The sequence below is a fragment of the Fodinibius sp. SL11 genome (assembly GCF_052060035.1).
Lineage (GTDB): Bacteria > Bacteroidota > Rhodothermia > Balneolales > Balneolaceae > Fodinibius.
The window spans coordinates 19355-35908 of the sequence record NZ_JBPOEA010000006.1; the positions used below are offsets into that span (position 1 = coordinate 19355).

General features: G+C 39.8%; 17 protein-coding genes. 5 read left to right on the forward strand and 12 right to left on the reverse strand.

Annotated features, from left to right (window positions below):
- The first annotated feature begins 150 nt into the window (after positions 1-150).
- From mtaB to dnaB, 3 genes are all read left to right on the forward strand, one after another.
- Positions 151-1602 (forward strand): tRNA (N(6)-L-threonylcarbamoyladenosine(37)-C(2))-methylthiotransferase MtaB, encoded by a 1452-nt coding sequence (gene mtaB, locus ACQ76V_RS09115; RefSeq protein WP_441000181.1) that lies wholly within the window; start codon positions 151-153, stop codon positions 1600-1602.
- A gap of 7 nt (positions 1603-1609) precedes the next feature.
- Positions 1610-2467 (forward strand): uracil-DNA glycosylase, encoded by an 858-nt coding sequence (locus tag ACQ76V_RS09120; protein ID WP_441000182.1) that lies wholly within the window; start codon positions 1610-1612, stop codon positions 2465-2467.
- A 144-nt stretch (positions 2468-2611) separates the two neighbouring features.
- Positions 2612-4129, forward strand: a complete 1518-nt coding sequence (gene dnaB, locus ACQ76V_RS09125) for a replicative DNA helicase (protein ID WP_441000183.1) — start codon at positions 2612-2614, stop codon at positions 4127-4129.
- Between the two features lie 81 nt (positions 4130-4210).
- Here dnaB and ACQ76V_RS09130 read toward each other — a convergent pair whose 3' ends face one another.
- Entirely contained in the window at positions 4211-5434 is a 1224-nt protein-coding gene (locus ACQ76V_RS09130; RefSeq protein ID WP_441000184.1) for a glycosyltransferase family 2 protein, read from the reverse strand.
- A 588-nt stretch (positions 5435-6022) separates the two neighbouring features.
- On the opposite strand from ACQ76V_RS09130, the gene ACQ76V_RS09135 reads away from it, so the two are divergent.
- Together ACQ76V_RS09135 and ACQ76V_RS09140 are read left to right on the forward strand one after the other, a co-directional pair.
- The gene (locus ACQ76V_RS09135; protein ID WP_441000185.1) at positions 6023-6865 is read left to right on the forward strand and encodes a sigma-54-dependent transcriptional regulator; all 843 of its coding nucleotides are present in this window, start codon (positions 6023-6025) and stop codon (positions 6863-6865) included.
- A 53-nt stretch (positions 6866-6918) separates the two neighbouring features.
- On the forward strand, positions 6919-7434 hold the full coding sequence (locus tag ACQ76V_RS09140) for a nucleoside-diphosphate sugar epimerase/dehydratase (protein WP_441000186.1): 516 nt from the start codon (positions 6919-6921) through the stop codon (positions 7432-7434).
- A 202-nt stretch (positions 7435-7636) separates the two neighbouring features.
- Here the strand turns inward: ACQ76V_RS09140 and ACQ76V_RS09145 are convergent, their stop codons facing one another.
- The 11 genes from ACQ76V_RS09145 to ACQ76V_RS09195 all read right to left on the reverse strand — a co-directional run bounded on the left by ACQ76V_RS09145 (position 7637) and on the right by ACQ76V_RS09195 (position 16551).
- Positions 7637-8677 (reverse strand): sigma-54 interaction domain-containing protein, encoded by a 1041-nt coding sequence (locus ACQ76V_RS09145; protein WP_441000187.1) that lies wholly within the window; start codon positions 8675-8677, stop codon positions 7637-7639.
- Positions 8678-9052: 375 nt separating this feature from the next.
- A complete protein-coding gene (gene rnc / locus ACQ76V_RS09150; RefSeq protein ID WP_441000188.1) occupies positions 9053-9796 on the reverse strand; it encodes a ribonuclease III in 744 nt (247 codons plus the stop codon).
- Between the two features lie 3 nt (positions 9797-9799).
- Positions 9800-11044: a beta-ketoacyl-ACP synthase II gene (gene fabF, locus ACQ76V_RS09155; protein WP_441000189.1), complete on the reverse strand. Its 1245-nt coding sequence runs from the start codon at positions 11042-11044 to the stop codon at positions 9800-9802.
- Positions 11045-11070: 26 nt separating this feature from the next.
- A complete protein-coding gene (locus ACQ76V_RS09160; protein ID WP_441000190.1) occupies positions 11071-11310 on the reverse strand; it encodes an acyl carrier protein in 240 nt (79 codons plus the stop codon).
- 148 nt (positions 11311-11458) lie between these two features.
- Positions 11459-12208 carry a 3-oxoacyl-[acyl-carrier-protein] reductase gene (fabG, locus tag ACQ76V_RS09165; protein ID WP_441000191.1) on the reverse strand — a complete coding sequence of 250 codons (750 nt, stop codon included), beginning with the start codon at positions 12206-12208 and terminating at the stop codon, positions 11459-11461.
- A 12-nt stretch (positions 12209-12220) separates the two neighbouring features.
- Positions 12221-13108, reverse strand: a complete 888-nt coding sequence (fabD, locus tag ACQ76V_RS09170) for an ACP S-malonyltransferase (RefSeq protein WP_441000192.1) — start codon at positions 13106-13108, stop codon at positions 12221-12223.
- Positions 13109-13111: 3 nt separating this feature from the next.
- Positions 13112-14107 (reverse strand): beta-ketoacyl-ACP synthase III, encoded by a 996-nt coding sequence (locus ACQ76V_RS09175; RefSeq protein ID WP_441000193.1) that lies wholly within the window; start codon positions 14105-14107, stop codon positions 13112-13114.
- Between the two features lie 13 nt (positions 14108-14120).
- Positions 14121-15104, reverse strand: a complete 984-nt coding sequence (plsX, locus tag ACQ76V_RS09180) for a phosphate acyltransferase PlsX (RefSeq protein WP_441000194.1) — start codon at positions 15102-15104, stop codon at positions 14121-14123.
- A gap of 21 nt (positions 15105-15125) precedes the next feature.
- A complete protein-coding gene (gene rpmF, locus ACQ76V_RS09185) occupies positions 15126-15305 on the reverse strand; it encodes a 50S ribosomal protein L32 (protein ID WP_441000195.1) in 180 nt (59 codons plus the stop codon).
- A 21-nt stretch (positions 15306-15326) separates the two neighbouring features.
- A complete protein-coding gene (locus tag ACQ76V_RS09190; RefSeq protein WP_441000196.1) occupies positions 15327-15839 on the reverse strand; it encodes a YceD family protein in 513 nt (170 codons plus the stop codon).
- Positions 15840-15885: 46 nt separating this feature from the next.
- Complete coding sequence (locus ACQ76V_RS09195; protein ID WP_441000197.1) at positions 15886-16551, reverse strand: deoxynucleoside kinase; 666 nt, start codon at positions 16549-16551, stop codon at positions 15886-15888.
- Positions 16552-16554 lie beyond the last annotated feature (3 nt).

Below are 16554 nucleotides of genomic sequence, written 5' to 3' on the forward strand. Positions count from 1 at the left end.
GAACTTAGTTACAACAACTGTACCACCTTTGAGCAGAGCTATTCTTGATCCCCTAACTTGAACACACTTGCCCTTTTCTATTCATGGAAAAAGTATCCACGAGTAATAATTATATACTGACGGATAGGATGAGCAATAATTTTACAATTCATGATTGGCAAGAACCGGGCATGCTCAGTTATATTTATCGTCGTCGATATTTTTACAGTCATTTCGTATTTTCCTTTTGATCGATCTGCGAACCGAAATCCCACCATCTACGAATACATGAAAAAAGTTGCTTTTAAAACCCTCGGCTGTAAGCTCAATTACTCCGAAACGATGGCCATACAGCGCGACTTTGAGCAAGAAGGCTATGATATAACCGATTTTGATACCCATGCGGATATCTATGTCGTTAATACCTGTTCGGTGACGCAAAGTGCCAACAGTACCTGCCGCAATACCGTACGACGTGCGCTTCGCAGAAATCCCGAGGCTTTTGTTGCCGTTATCGGGTGTTATGCTCAGCTGGAACCTGAAGAAATTGCTGAGATCGACGGAGTAGATGCGGTACTCGGAGCCAAGAATAAATTTAAATTACTCGAACTATTTGATGATTTTGAAAAACGATCGGAACCCATTGTATATAATTCAGATGTGAACGAGGCAGTTGATTTCCACAATGCTTTTTCTGCGGATGATCGAACCCGAGCTTTCCTAAAAGTACAGGATGGCTGCAGCTATAACTGCTCGTTTTGTACCATCCCGATGGCGCGTGGCGAAAGTCGTAGCCCGAAAATTAATACCGTTGTTGAAAATGCAAAGTTATTGGTTGAAGACGGTTTTAAAGAAGTAGTTGTTACAGGTGTGAATGCCGGTGATTTCGGACGTGGAACGGATCAAAACTTTTTAATGCTCCTGCAACAATTGGATGCTGTAGATGGACTTGAACGCATCCGGTTTTCATCGGTAGAACCTAACCTGATGCATGAAGATATTATTCACTTCACAGCGGAATCAGATAAAATACAGCCACACTTCCACATGCCCCTCCAAAGCGGTAGCGATAAAATGTTGGGACTCATGCGGCGACGTTATCAATCTGATCTGTATCGACAACGGGTTGAACTCATTAAAAAATTGATGCCCGATGCTGCAATTGGTGTGGATGTCATTACCGGTCATCCGGGTGAAACTGATGAGCTTTTTCAAGAATCCTATGATTTTGTCAATAGTCTTCCTGTTTCCTATCTGCATGTTTTTACCTATTCGGAACGCCCCAATACACATGCCTTAACTATTGAGCCAGAAGTACAAAACAGCGTACGTAAAGAACGCACTCATAAAATGCGTCGTCTTTCCAAGAAGAAACGGTTTAATTTTGATACTTCCTTTACAGGCGAAGTTCGTCCGGTGCTATTTGAGGGAGCAAATCATGATGGTGCCATGCTGGGTTGGACGGATAATTACATCCGCGTTGGTATTCCCTATAACTCCCAGTACGAAAACAGGATTTTACCGGTCAGGCTGGGAGCTCGATCTAATGAGGGGTATCTGATTGGAGAATTAACTCGGGAGGCGAAACAAGAACAAGAAGTAATTGCCGAAATTGTTGGATAAAAAAATTATGACTGATTCTGACCGAGATCCCAAAAAAGTTATTGCAGATGCAATTAATTTCATTAAGCAAGAGCGTGAACTGTATGGGGATTTTTCGATGGATCCTGAAAATAAAGTATCTCCCCAAGACAAATCCACTCCTTCCCACGCATCACCTTCGCCCAACAGCGTTGTAACAGAGCCATCCGTGCAAGAAACATCTTCCGGACAAAATACCCAACATGATGAGGAATTTACTTCACAAGAAGGGTTATTTAATAAGGATCAATCCAATGATGTATATTATCACATTGATAAATGTGATTCTCTAGAGGAGCTTAAAGCGCTGTGTGAAAAAGCTGATGTGCTTCGTACCGATTTGGAAGAAACGCAATTGGTTTTTGGCGTCGGAAATCCCACTGCGGATTTAATGATTATTGGTGAAGCGCCCGGGGCCGAGGAGGATAAACAAGGTGAGCCTTTTGTAGGAAAGGCCGGACAATTACTGAATAAAATCCTTGATGCCATTAACTTCAAGCGGGAGGATGTTTACATCGCCAATATTCTAAAACACCGCCCCCCAAATAACCGGAATCCCAAACCGGAAGAACGCGAACGAAGCCTGCCTTTTTTATTGCGACAAATTGATTTAATTGAGCCGAAATTAATTTTAGCCGTTGGTAAAGTGGCCGCCCAAACACTTCTGGATAATAACCTATCCCTAACAAAGATGAGGGGCCAATTTCACGATTTTAGGGGCAAATATGAGTTATTAGCAACCTATCATCCCGCTGCATTGCTTCGCCATCCCAAATGGAAACGACCTACGTGGGAAGACGTTCAGCTGCTCCGCAAAAGATATGATGAGCTTGGTGGACAACCCTGAAATTTTTAAAAAATTAAAGGGGCTTTTACTTCGGTAAGAGTGTCGCTTTTATTATACTTATGGATGCATGAACAATAAATAATTGGGATTGTTCATATCAGTCAGATCACACGAATTTTGCTATAATTTCAGATCAATTCTCGGATGGCACCAAATAAAGGATCAAATTATAATAACTCGGACTCCAAAGTTTTGGATCAAGAAGGTCGCGTACCGCCCCAGGCTGTAGAGGTTGAAGAAGCTGTGCTGGGTTCCATGCTGATTGAACATGAAGCAGCGACTATTGCCTTGCAGATGCTTTCTCCGGAAGATTTTTACAAGCCTGCGCATCAGCATATTTTTGAGGTGTTACACGATCTTTATGAGCGCGATAATCCTCTCGACCTGCTCACGGTGGAAAATGAATTACGCGATAAAGGATTACTTGATACTTGTGGTGGTGCCGGATACTTATCAGAGTTAACACGATCGGTCAGTTCAGCTGCCAATGTTGATTATCACGCCCAAATCATTGCTGAGAAAGCAACAAAGCGTAATTTAATTCTTGGTTGCACCGATATTATTAAACAAGCTTATGACAGTTCTTCTGATACAATTGATGTACTGGATTTTGCGGAGCAGCGGATCTTTGATCTTGCTAATTCAAAGCAGCGATCCCAGGCCCAACCCATTGGGGATGTTTTAAAAGATACTCTCTCCTATCTGGAGGATATCCGGGGCAAATCCTCAGGGATTACCGGTGTTCCTACCGGCACCGATGTTGATAAAATGACGGCCGGCTGGCAAAACGGAGATCTTATTATTATTGCTGCGCGTCCTTCGATGGGTAAAACAGCCTATGTTTTAACTACGGCTCGTAACGCTGCTTTGCATCAAAATGAAAAACTGCGTACCAAGGTGGCTATTTTTAGTCTGGAGATGTCAAACCAATCGCTTGTTCAGCGTCTATTGACCATGGAAGGACGGATTAATGCTCAGAGTGCGCGATCAGGCCAGTTAGAAGATGAGGATTTTAAGCGTCTTATTGATGCAGCCGGTCGACTTTTTACGGCCAATATTTTTGTGGATGACACGCCCGGCCTGAGCATTATGGAGCTCCGTACCAAAGCCCGGCGACTGAAAAGTGAACACGATATTGGCCTGGTCATTGTGGATTACCTGCAGTTGATGACCGCCAGCGGAGATCATGGTACCCGAGAGCAAGAAATTGCCTCAATATCTCGTGGACTTAAAGCCCTGGCCAAGGAATTAGATGTTCCGGTCGTTGCCCTATCGCAGCTTAGCCGGGCTGTTGAACAGCGAGGTGGTGACAAACGTCCTCAGCTTAGTGACCTTCGTGAATCGGGATCTATTGAGCAAGATGCTGATGTTGTAAGTTTTATCTATCGTCCAGAATATTATGGAATTAAAACTACGCCTGAGGGGCAATCCACTACGGGACTGGCAGAAATTATCATTGGCAAACAGCGTAACGGTCCAACCGGAAGTGTCCCATTATATTTTGTGGAAGACTATGCTCGTTTCGAAAATCTTACAACCGCCGATGCCGGTCCGTATGGAGAACCTCAGGATAATTCTTCGAATAATGGTGAGCAATCAAACGATGGAGGCCCGCCACCGATGGGCCACAATCCCAGCGGTGACGATAGTGCTCCATTTTAAAGCACTTTGCTATTCAATTTACGTTCATGCAGCTCTTTTGATGACTCTTTCAGCTTTCTCTCTTTTTACTATTACTACAAATTATTTTACGGGTTGATTCTCATCCTTAACTACAAGGGGATTATCTTTTCCCCCATGTCCTTCAACAACTTTTTCTTTTCTAAGAAACCTTTGGATGAGCCCTTTCGCCTTTACATAAACATTTATTGGTATATAAAAAGCCGATTTCAGAAACTTATTTTGAGAACCGGTACCTATCAAACTTATAAAAACACTTATCATTGATAATCCCATTATACCCAACCAAAGTAGTAATGGCGACGTTAATATCCATCCTCCCCACCAAACAGCTGCATTTATTATACTCATCGCTACAACAAAGAGTACCATATTTACAAATCGTGGAGAAATTAATTCAAATAGAATATTGATATATTTAAGGGATTTTGTTTTTAGTGTGTTACGTAATAGCTGAGGAGCATATTTCTTCAGAAGCTGATAGCTACCAGTATTTAGATAACTATTTCTATTCCATTTCTCAGTCAAAATTTCTGTATATACAACAGCCTCGGGAGCAAAGTCTATTTCTATGCCATGTAAACGTAAGCTAAGACCATATTCATTTATACTTTGCTGTCCTTCTTTCCAAGGAAATTCATGTAATAATGAAGTGGAAAAACACATTCCATTGCTTCGAATATTGGTTCCTAATCCCAATGCTTTACGCCCCTGTGGATAGATTATATAATCCATTAAAAAATTCATCTCGCAAATCTTATCAATCCATCCTTTTGGGGTATGCAAATTCTTATAACTACCCTGTATAATCTCACTTCCCTGCTCCAGATAATAATTCATCACCTCCAAATAATTCCCAGATACCAATCCATCAGAATTAAATACGGTCATTGCATCATAGGATTGTTCCTCTTCTAAGAGATGTGCAAACACCCACGGCAAAATATTTTTATTATCGCCGCGTAACTTATCTGAAGGGGGGATTACTATTTTAGCTCCCATTTTTTCTGCTACTTGAACAATACTATCAGTATAATTATCAGCAATAACGATTAAATCATATTTATTTTTGTGATAAACCAATCCGGACAAACTATATAATGAACGAGATAATACCTGCTCTTTCTCCTGAATGAATAAAATGACTGCAAACTTACGACTTTTAACTGTTTCAAAATTATTGTCCCTATCCCTGCGGAAGGCGAATAAGCTAATCAGTAGATAATAAATAACAATACCCCCACCCATGATTAGCAATAAATAATTAAATACCTCAAAAAAAATCATTGGTTCTCTTCTTTAAAATATGTGATAAATAACTAAGTCTACTTTTAATATCTCTTGATCCATGTAGTTAAAGATGCCTGTTGCAACTATTCATCTTTTATAAGCAACAAACGCGCCAAAATAGTAGAGAACCTTCTTATCTATAATAAATTAACCTATGACCATAGTTTGGTGGCATACCATATGTATAAATATACAGCTGTGAAGTCTTATTATTCATAATTACACACTTTGTAAAATCTAAATATTATTTCTCAATATTTTTTTGAACCAATTTTTTAATAGAGAAGCAACAATATGTTGTGAATCAATATTACACTTTCTTAAAAATCTCCTATGAAATTAATTCCCAAGTACACCCGCTTGATGCTTAAAAATGAATGTCATATCTCTGCATTCTTTGATCAATCCACTAAAACCTACCCTTAATAAAATTTGGCACATTTGTTGTAGCTAAGGTGGATAGAAAGAGAAGGACTCTGAAATAACTTTACCGAAAAGTTTGACCATAGTTGCTTTTTGTAGTGATATGTCAAACTGAATTTTGTATCAGTGTTATTTATTTATCCAAATACATCCTCCTACATCATGATTGCATCAATGAATACTATCGGAACAAAAAATGCACTACTCAAAGATATCGAAAAATCTTTTGCAAGCCTACTGATGCAAGATATTTTCCATAAGGTGTTACAATTAGCTAAACTGGATTCTAATGTATTCATCGTTGGAGAAATTGGCTCCGGGAAGAAAAAAATTGCGGAAATTATTCATCAACATAGCAAACGGGCAAATAAACCTTTCTTTTCATTTTATTGTGTAGACATTAATGAGGAAGATTATAAGGATACCTTCTGGGGGCATCTCAACTTTGATGAAAATCAACTTACATTAAAGTATGAGGCATTGGAACAAGCAAATGGAGGTATCCTGTATTTGGATCAGTTTTCAGAACTATCTCAAAAGTATATGGTCAACATTATTGCATCCGTAAATAAAGGAATTAATCAATTATATCGATTGGATAAAACCTCAATTCCTCGATTAGTTCTTTCTTTTAATCAAGAATCGTATAGAGATCTTACCCATTCATCGGCGTGGGATACATTACTTGCTCAGTTGGATCCCGTAGTAATAATGCTCCCCCCACTGCGTGAACGTAAGGAAGATATTCCCATCCTGATAAATAACTTTCTCAACGAAATCAGAGACCAAAACAAAGACTATAAGAATTTAAGAATATCGGCCGAAGCCCTTTATGACTGCTTTAACTATAATTGGCCAGGCAATATTCGACAGCTTAAAAATGCAATAATGCAAGGTGCTATTCTTTCTCTTGGTGAAACAATAAAATCGGAGCACCTACCCTTTTCCATGAGTTGGAAACTGCCTTATAAGATTGATGCCAACTACAAAAATCCCAATACGTAATGTTGTTTATTTTAAATGTTACACCAATCATAGTTTTGATTAGTATATTTTCTATGAGTTCAGAAGGACTTATCCCCTTCAATCTATCGGGGATATACTATTTCATTCTCGGCATCTTACCCGGTTTTATTATTTATCAGCTGTCACAAAAGGCTTTAAAAGCAAAAAGGAAATACAGCTGTAAAAATGTACTCATTTATGGAACCAACAGAGATAGACAAATAATTTTGTATAAGATCAAACATATGTTGTCTGATCGCTATAATGTTTTGGGGTTTGTTGATCATCAAGGTCTGCAAAAAAATAAAAGTTATATGGGTTATCCTGTTATTGATAGCCAAAAACAACTTTTGGATTTATTACAATCCGGAAAAGTAACTGGTATTTTTATCAGTCAAGACGTTACAACCGGTGAGCTTTATAACGTTTTTCCGGCGGCTATGACTATTACTACCGTTCGATTAGAAACAAGTTTAAAGTCTTTGATTTCTGATTCGTTGGACAAGGATACTATCTCTTCTAAAATGGCTTCAGTTCAAATTATGGATACTTGCGAATCCTATACTTAACCATTCAATATCCTGGATAATGATAGGAGTCAAAACATTTCATTTACTTTGCAAGATGGGATTAGTTATCTGAAAAAATCACATTGCCCAACAATATTCACCACCAAATTACATCCGAAATATATACAAGCGGAGAAGTATGCAACCCAGCACTTTTTACGTATTTTAAATCAAGGCTTCCCCTTTTGGATAGATTTCTCAACTAAGAAGATGAACTTTCGGATTCGTCTTTTTCAGCTTCATACTTTGCCAATTTGTTATGCAATGTTTTTCGACTGAAACCTAAAATTTTAGCTGCCTCAGTCTTATTATTATCCACAGAATACAGAGTTTGATCAATAACTTTTCGTTCTATTTCACCTAAACTTGTTCCAATTGGAATTTGGATAATTTTGTCGTAAGAATTGCCTTTACACACCGGATATATATTTTCACCTCGATGGATGCGTGATGGTATAACATCAGGAGTAATTTCCTCACCATCAGAAAGCACAACACTCCGCTCAACAACATTTTTCAACTCACGCACATTACCGGGCCAATCGTACGATAAAAATATATCAATAATTTCTTCTGAGAATGTAATATCCTCTATCCCATAGCTTTCTACAAAATGATTTTTATAGAATTCCACTAATAATGGAATGTCTTCTTTACGATGTCTTAGCGGCGGTACGTATAATTCGATAACATTCAAGCGGTAAAAAAGATCCTCCCTAAAACTTCCGGATTGTACTTGGTCAAACAGAACTTTATTTGTAGCTGAGATCAAGCCCAAATCAACTTCAATCTCCTCCTTACCACCAACCCTACGAAAAGATCCTAACTCAACGGCTCGGAGCAGTTTTACCTGTATCGACTTGGGCATCTCACCAACTTCATCCAAAAAGAGTGTACTCTTATGTGCTAATTCGAAGCAACCCTCTTTTCTGGCATGTGCTCCTGTAAATGCTCCCTTTTCATGACCGAAAAACTCACTTTCAACTAATTCAGATGGGATTGCACCACAGTTTATAGCAACTAATTGGTTTTCACTCCTATTACTATGGTAATGAACCAACTGAGCCAACACTTCTTTCCCCGTTCCATTCTCTCCGGTTATCAACAGAGTTGCTTTGGTTTTTGCTACCAACATTACTTTAGCCAACAACTCCTTCATGACGGGGTTTTGCGTAATAAAAACAGGTTTCTTCGCGTCCTTTTTTCGTACTGAATTTGTACTTAATGGGTAATCCTTTTCCATAATGTAACCCTCTCTCTTATTTAATATTATTTTTCCTTATACAAAATCATCACCTTAAGCCTTTAATATTCAGTAGTATATATTTTACTGAATGATATTTCCTAAACCATTTGACCTGAATAGTTTACTCTATTTAAAAATTTAAAGTGTTCCCAAATCAGGTAATTAAAAATCTATTACTTTTTAATTACATTCCCAGTTAAATTTTCCTAATTATTTTGTGGGGTAATCCTTGATTTTATTGTGTTTAGAACAATAATTTAGGATTTATCTATTCTTTTACGAAGATTTGAAAATTAATATCACAAAAGTAATAGTTATTCTAAGAAACAGTAGTTCTTGGGGTAAAAACTACTAACAGATAGGTAGGTATTATTACTGTAATATTTCTAATGCTTTGCGTGCAGCATGTTGTTCGGCTTCTTTCTTACTCTTGCCTTTTCCCTGGGCTATTGGTTTTTCATCTACATAGACCTCAACACCAAAAGTCTTATCATGTCCCGGCCCCTCTTCTGATATAACAGCATAGGTCGGAATTTCCATTTGTTTCGCTTGGGCAAATTCCAGCAGCATGCTTTTATAATTATCAAGGCTATTTATAATTTGATCAAAATCCACAAGTTCTTGTATTACATTTCGAACAAATTGGGAGGTAGGTTTATAGCCCAAATCAAGATATAAAGCGCCCACAAGAGCTTCAAAAAGGTCAGATAAAACACTTTTAGATTGTTCTATACCCTGTCCACGTACCCGTTCCCCCAGAAGCATAAGGTCATTCAGCTCCAAGTTTTTCGCATACATGGCTAACGTGTCACCCTTTACAAGCTTAGCCCGTAACTTTGTGAGAAACCCTTCATTTTTATTGGGAAAAAGATCAAAAATAATCTCGGTAATAATCAGATCAAGGACAGCATCACCTAAGAATTCAAGTCGTTCATACGAATCAATCGATGAAAACTTATCATCAACTAATGTAGAACGATGCCGTAAAGCACGTATATAGATAAAGGGATTATCAATGGATGTGCCAATAATCCCTTCGAGTTTTCGTATTCGTTCTTCCTGCTCAGGCGGTAATTCTTCGTCCGTTTGAAAATATGACCTGAGTTTATCGAACATTAACTATTCTTCGAATTTTTTAAAAACGAGCGTAGTATTATGACCGCCAAACCCAAAAGCATTATTTAGGGCATATTTAACGTCCCGCACTTCTGCTTCATTAAAGGTATAATTTAAGTCACATTCAGGATCAGCCGTTTCAAAGTTTATCGTTGGCGGAATCATCCCGTGATAGGTTGATAGCAAGGTAGCTAACGCTTCTATGGCCCCTGCTGCACCAAGGGCATGACCTGTCATTGACTTGGTTGAATTGTGATTTATTTCATAAGCATGATCTCCAAATACCTTTTTAATGGAATTAGTTTCGGCAATATCACCAAGTGGTGTTGAAGTACCATGCATATTGATATGGTCTACATCTTCAGTAGATATTCCTGCAGAATTGAGCGCCCGATTAAGAGCTAAAATCACTCCTTCTCCATCGGGATCAGGTGCTGTAATATGATGGGCATCAGCTGAAAAGCCGTACCCTACAATTTCTCCGTATATTTGAGCCCCTCGTTCTTTAGCATGTTCGTACTCTTCCAAAAATAAAATTCCTGATCCTTCCCCAAGTACAAACCCATCTCTGTTTTTATCAAACGGTCGTGATGCGGTTTGGGGGTCATCATTACGGGTGGACATCGCTTTCATAGAGTTAAAGCCGGCTACACCAATACGTGAAACCGGTGCTTCAGAACCTCCGGAAACTGCCATGTCGCTTTGCCCATTTTTAATGGAGTCATACGCCAGAGCTATATTATGGGATCCGGTAGCACATGCTGAAACTGCACAAAAATTGGGCCCTTTAAATCCATATTTGATGGATATTTGTCCCGCTACCATATCGGGTATTAATTTGGGAATAAAAAACGGAGATACGCCTCTCGGTCCATGTTCGTGAAATGAAATGGACTGCTCATAGAACGTATTCATACCTCCTATACCCGTTCCAACAATTACCGCAACATCATCCTTGTTGATGTCGTCCAAATCAAGACCGGTATCCTGAATCGCTTCTTCGGCAGCTATAAGCGCATACTGGCATACTTTATCCAGTCGACGCGCCTCTTTGCGTTCGAAATAATCCAGTTCGTCGTAGTCTTCAATTTGGGCGGCAAATTTTGTGGGAAAGTCCGAGGTATCAAAATGCTCAATAGGCTGAGCTCCGCTCTTACCCGATATTAAACCATTCCAGAAATCGGGTGCCGTCTTACCTACAGGGGTAAGGGCACCGATTCCGGTAATTACAACTCTGCGATTAGACATGCTAAAAATATTAGCGCTTGAGAATATTAGCTTACTTTCTCTTCGAGATAGTCAACAGCATTACCTACGGTAGCAATGTTTTCTGCATCTTCATCAGGGATGCTGATATCAAATTCTTTTTCGAACTCCATAATGAGCTCAACAGTATCCAATGAATCAGCACCTAAATCGTTAGTGAAGTTCGCTTCGTGCGTAACTTCTGATTCATCAACACCTAATTTATCAACAATGATTGATTTTACTTTTGATTCAACGTCTTGAGACATAACGGTAATTTAACTTATGTTCGGGTTAACTTTAATGAAATCTGCCCACTTTCGTTAAGCATGGGCTGAAAATACAATATAAATTCGTAAAATACATTTTTATGGATTAAGGACATTCAGCATTACATGCTGAATGTTAAAATATGGTTTACATAGCCATTCCGCCATCCACACGTACTGTTTCTCCGGTAATGTAAGAACTAAGGTCAGAAGCTAAAAATAGTACGGTATTGGCAACTTCTTCTGCATCGCCGGCACGTGCCATGGGGGTTTCTTCTTCAATTGCTTCTGAAATTTTCTCGTCAAGTTCGTCAGTCATTTCTGTTGTAATATATCCCGGAGCAACAACATTTGCCCGTATATTTCTTGAAGCAAATTCTTTCGCGTATGATTTCGTAAACCCAATAATTCCTGCTTTCGAGGCCGCATAATTACTTTGTCCGGCATTTCCGGAGAGACCCACTACTGAACTGATATTTATAATAGAACCACCTCGATTTCGCATCATAGGCTTTGCAACAGCCTTGCTATAATTAAAAATACTTTTCAGGTTCGTATCAATAACTTGATCCCACTGCTCTTCACTCATTCGCAGGATCAAATTATCACGCGTAATACCTGCATTGTTGACCAGGATGTCCAGTTTTTCCCAATCGTTAATCAGTTCATTGATAACCTCCTCAGCCTTATCAAGCTTTACAGCATCAGCCTGAATAGCTTTAGACCTACATCCTTTAGCTTCAATCTCTTCCTTGACTTCATTTGCTGCATCTACCGAACTGGCAAAAGTAATGGCGACATCAGCTCCATAATCAGCCAATGTCAAGGCAATAGCTCTACCAATTCCACGGCTTCCTCCCGTAACTAATGCTGTCTTTCCTTCTAATGATAAACTCATGATCTAATAATTTTATTGATAACCGTTTATTGTAATATCATCAAGCGTGCGTTTTACCAGCCCCTGCAAAACATTTCCCGGTCCCACCTCAATAAAGGTATCAGCACCATTTTCATGCATATTCTGAAGCGTTTGAGTCCATCGTACCGGGTTCAATAACTGATTCAACACGTTCGACCGAATTTCTTCGGGATTTGATGTAGCTTCAGCAGTGTAATTACTGTAAATCGGGCACTTTGGCTTTGAGATATCCAAGGTTTCCAAACTTTTTTTAAGGCCATCATAGGCTGGCTGCATCAATGAAGAGTGAAAAGCTCCACTGACCGCAAGTTTTTTTGCCAGCCTGCACCCTTCTTCTTTCAGTAATGCAATCGCTTTATCAATTGCTTCTTCATCCCCGGAAATCACAATTTGTCCGGGGCAATTATAATTCGCTGCAATGACTTCCTTCCCAACCTCTTCAGTTGCCCGTTTACAAATCCGTTCTACCACTTCGTCATCCATCCCAATAACGGCCGCCATGGTCCCGGGATTATTTTCTCCGGCCTGTTGCATCAACTCACCGCGACGACGTACAATGTTGAGAGCATCTTCAAATGCTACTGCTCCACAAGCGACAAGTGCAGAAAATTCCCCCAGACTATGTCCCGCTACCATACCCGGATCCGCATCCAAAGTATTAAACAGAGCAATAGAATGTAAAAAGATAGCAGGCTGCGTAAATTCCGTTTGCTTCAATTTTTCTTCGGGACCTTCAAACATGATCTGTTTCAGATCAAAGCCGAGAATAGCATTAGCTCGATTTACATATGAGGCAAACTGCTCGTTATCATTATAATGAGCTTGTCCCATTCCAACAGATTGTGCCCCCTGTCCGGGAAATAAATATGCTGTACTCATAGCTTACTTCCACCCCCATTTTAGATAAATTGATCCCCAGGTATAGCCACCGCCGAAAGCGGCCAGAATCAAATTATCTCCATGTTCTAATTCATCTTTCCAGTCATACAAACAAAGTGGTATGGTTGCGGCCGTTGTATTCCCATATTTATCGATATTGACCATCACTTTGTCACTATCGAGACCCATGCGATTTGCCGTAGCATCAATAATACGCAAATTTGCCTGATGCGGAACCAGCCATGCTACATCATCGGCCGTAAGGTCATTCTTCTCCATAATTTCTGCTGAAACATCCGCCATTCCAACGGTAGCTTTCTTAAAAACCGTACGTCCGTCTTGTTTGGCGTAATGTAATCGTTCGGCAACGGTCTGCTCAGTGGCCGGATTCAAACTACCACCCGCCGGTTGATATAGGGATAAATTCGTATCCCCTTCAGAGCGGTGAATATAATCAATAATTCCTGTTTCATCCTCGGAAGCTTCAAGAAGCACAGCTCCGGCACCGTCACCAAATAAAATGCATGTTGATCGATCAGTATAATCAATTATTGAGCTCATTTTATCGGCTCCGATCACCAATACTTTTTCTGCCCGGCCCGATTCAATAAAATTAGCACCCGTTGTAAGCGCATATAAAAAACCTGAACAAGCGGCAGATAGATCGAAGCCATATGCATTGGTTGCTCCAATCTCGTTCTGAATCAGACAAGCTGTTGCAGGAAAAAGGTAATCGGGGGTTACGGTTGCAACAATAACAGTGTCAATTTCCTCACCCGATATACCGCGCTGTTCAAGTGCTTCTTTGGCTGCTTCTGCCCCCATAAAGGCGGTGGCTTTATCATCATCTTCGAGGATACGCCGCTCTTCAATACCGGTTCTGGTTCGAATCCATTCATCATTTGTCTCTACCAATTCTTCAAGATCGGCATTGGTCAGCCGATTTTCAGGCAGATAATGTCCTACTGCTGTTATTGCTGCTTGTGTTGCTTCCGCCATGTATGGGGATTATTTATTTAAGAGATGCTACAATTTTTTCGTTGATATTGTGATCCACACATTTTGCGGCACTCAATATCATATTTCTGATCGCCAATGGAGAACTACTGCCGTGTCCTACCATAGTTAATCCATCAACGCCTAAGAAAGGTACACCACCTACTTTATCGGGGTTAAACTCTGCAAGTGATGCTTTTAATACCTTATTCACTAATTTTGCTTCTTCTGCTCCAAGGCCTAAATCTTTGATTCCTTTTTTCACAAATAACTCAAGCGCATCGGGAATAGATTCACCAAATTTGAGAACGATATTGCCTATTAAGCCGTCGCACAAAAACACATCTGCCTTTCCACTGAAAATATCGCCCCCTTCTACATTCCCAACAAATTTGGGCAGTGACTGCAATTCCTTATAAGCTTTTTTAAGGTTTTCTGTCCCCTTCTCCTCTTCTTCTCCAACATTAAGCAAGCCTACTTGAGGGTCATCAACATCCATAATTTCATTAACAAAGACCCGCCCCATCTTGGCGAACTCAACATACATTGATGGACGTACCTCCAGGTTTGCTCCGGCATCCATCACCAAACGGGGCCCTTTAATTGTGGGATAAATTGCTGCAATCGTAGGTCGACTTATACCTTCCAACTTCCCCAAGAGAAAAGTTGAAGCAGCAAGTAACGCACCGGTATTACCGGCGCTCAGGAAAGCATTACACTTTCCTCTTTTGTGCATTCCAACACCGGTAACAATAGAAGAATTCTGCTTGGTTTTAACTGCCTGTGCAGGTGACTCATCCATACCAATAACTTCCGGGGCATGCTGAACTAACAATCGTTTCTGATCGTAGTCATGTCCTTCGAGTTCATTATTAATCAATTCTTCAGGTCCAACAAGAACAACCGTCAGATTGGGATCTTCTTCGATAGCTTGTATTGATCCTTCAACCGGATTTTTTGGATAGTAGTCGCCCCCTGCGGCATCTACAGCAATGATCATGAATAAGAGATTAGGATAGAATTACTTGTTCACATCGAGGATTTGCCGCCCGCGATAGTGGCCGCACTCTTTGCAAATATGATGATAACGATGCAATGCACCACAATTATCGCATTCAGCCAGGGTTGGCTCACCAATTTTGTGGTGTGATCGACGCTTGTTGGTTCTTGACTTAGAATGTTGACGTTTTGGATGTGCCATTAGCTAATAATGATATTTCTGTTAATTCTTAAGTTCTTTCAATTTTTCCCACCGGGGATCTACAACCTCGGCGTCTTTATCTTCTTTAGTATCTCCGAAAGATTTTGTTTCAAACTCTTTTGGCTTTCCTTCTTCATCAAGAAACTTCGGATGCAGTTTCTTAATTGGGATATTTAAAAATATAGTATCACGGACTTCATCTTCAATGCTTAGCGTATTACTTGAAAAATTAAACCGACGTACAGCTCCATTTTCATCTTCTGTTTCTTCTTGTACATCAACTTTGAAAACTACTTCATAGTCTGATTCAATGGGCTGAATATATGGTTCAAGTGACCGATCACACGTAATTTCTATTTCCGAATCCACATGAAAATTCACCCGAATAAAATGTAACGTACGGTAAAAAAGCAGATCAACTGTCCCTCCCTCAAACGTATGGGGCGACAAGTCCAGATCCTCTTCGGTTAATTCTACCGTGCGCCGGCTTTCACCGTCGGGTATTTCTACTATGTTAAATTCAAGTTTTGACATATCTGTAATAGTGCCCAAAAATATGAATATTTGAATTTACCTGCAATCAATTAAACAATCCAAATAATCGCTGTTCTATAAGCTCAATAATGCGGCCTAAATCCTCTTTGTTATTTACAAAATCGAGGTCATCAGTATCGATAATAAGCTTCTCATGGGGGTAACGCTGAATCCAATCTTCATACAAGCGATTTAAACGCTCAAGATATTCAATACGAATAGTGTTTTCATAATCGCGACCCCGTTGCTGGATTTGCTGGACGAGCGTGGGAACCTGCGCGCGAATATAAATTAACAAACTGGGTTCTTGGAGATAATTGGTCATCTCCTGAAAGAGTGCTTCATAGTTCGCAAAATCACGGTCGCTCATCAATCCCATTTCGTGCAGGTTCTTGGCAAAGATCTCAACATCTTCATAAATCGTCCGGTCCTGTACAAAACGTCCTTCGCGTTGCAGCATCTCTTTCTGATGCCGAAATCGGCTGGACAAAAAGTAGATCTGCAGGTTAAAACTCCACCGGCGCATATCATCATAGAAATCGGATAAGTAGGGATTATCATCGACAGATTCGTAAAAGGCCTCCCATCCAAAATGCTTTGCCAAAAGACCTGTCAACGACGATTTGCCCGCACCAATATTACCGGCAATAGCAATAAATTTTAAATTATCATCTTCGGCTTCGTCAATTTGTTCTGAGATATTCTCTGACATACC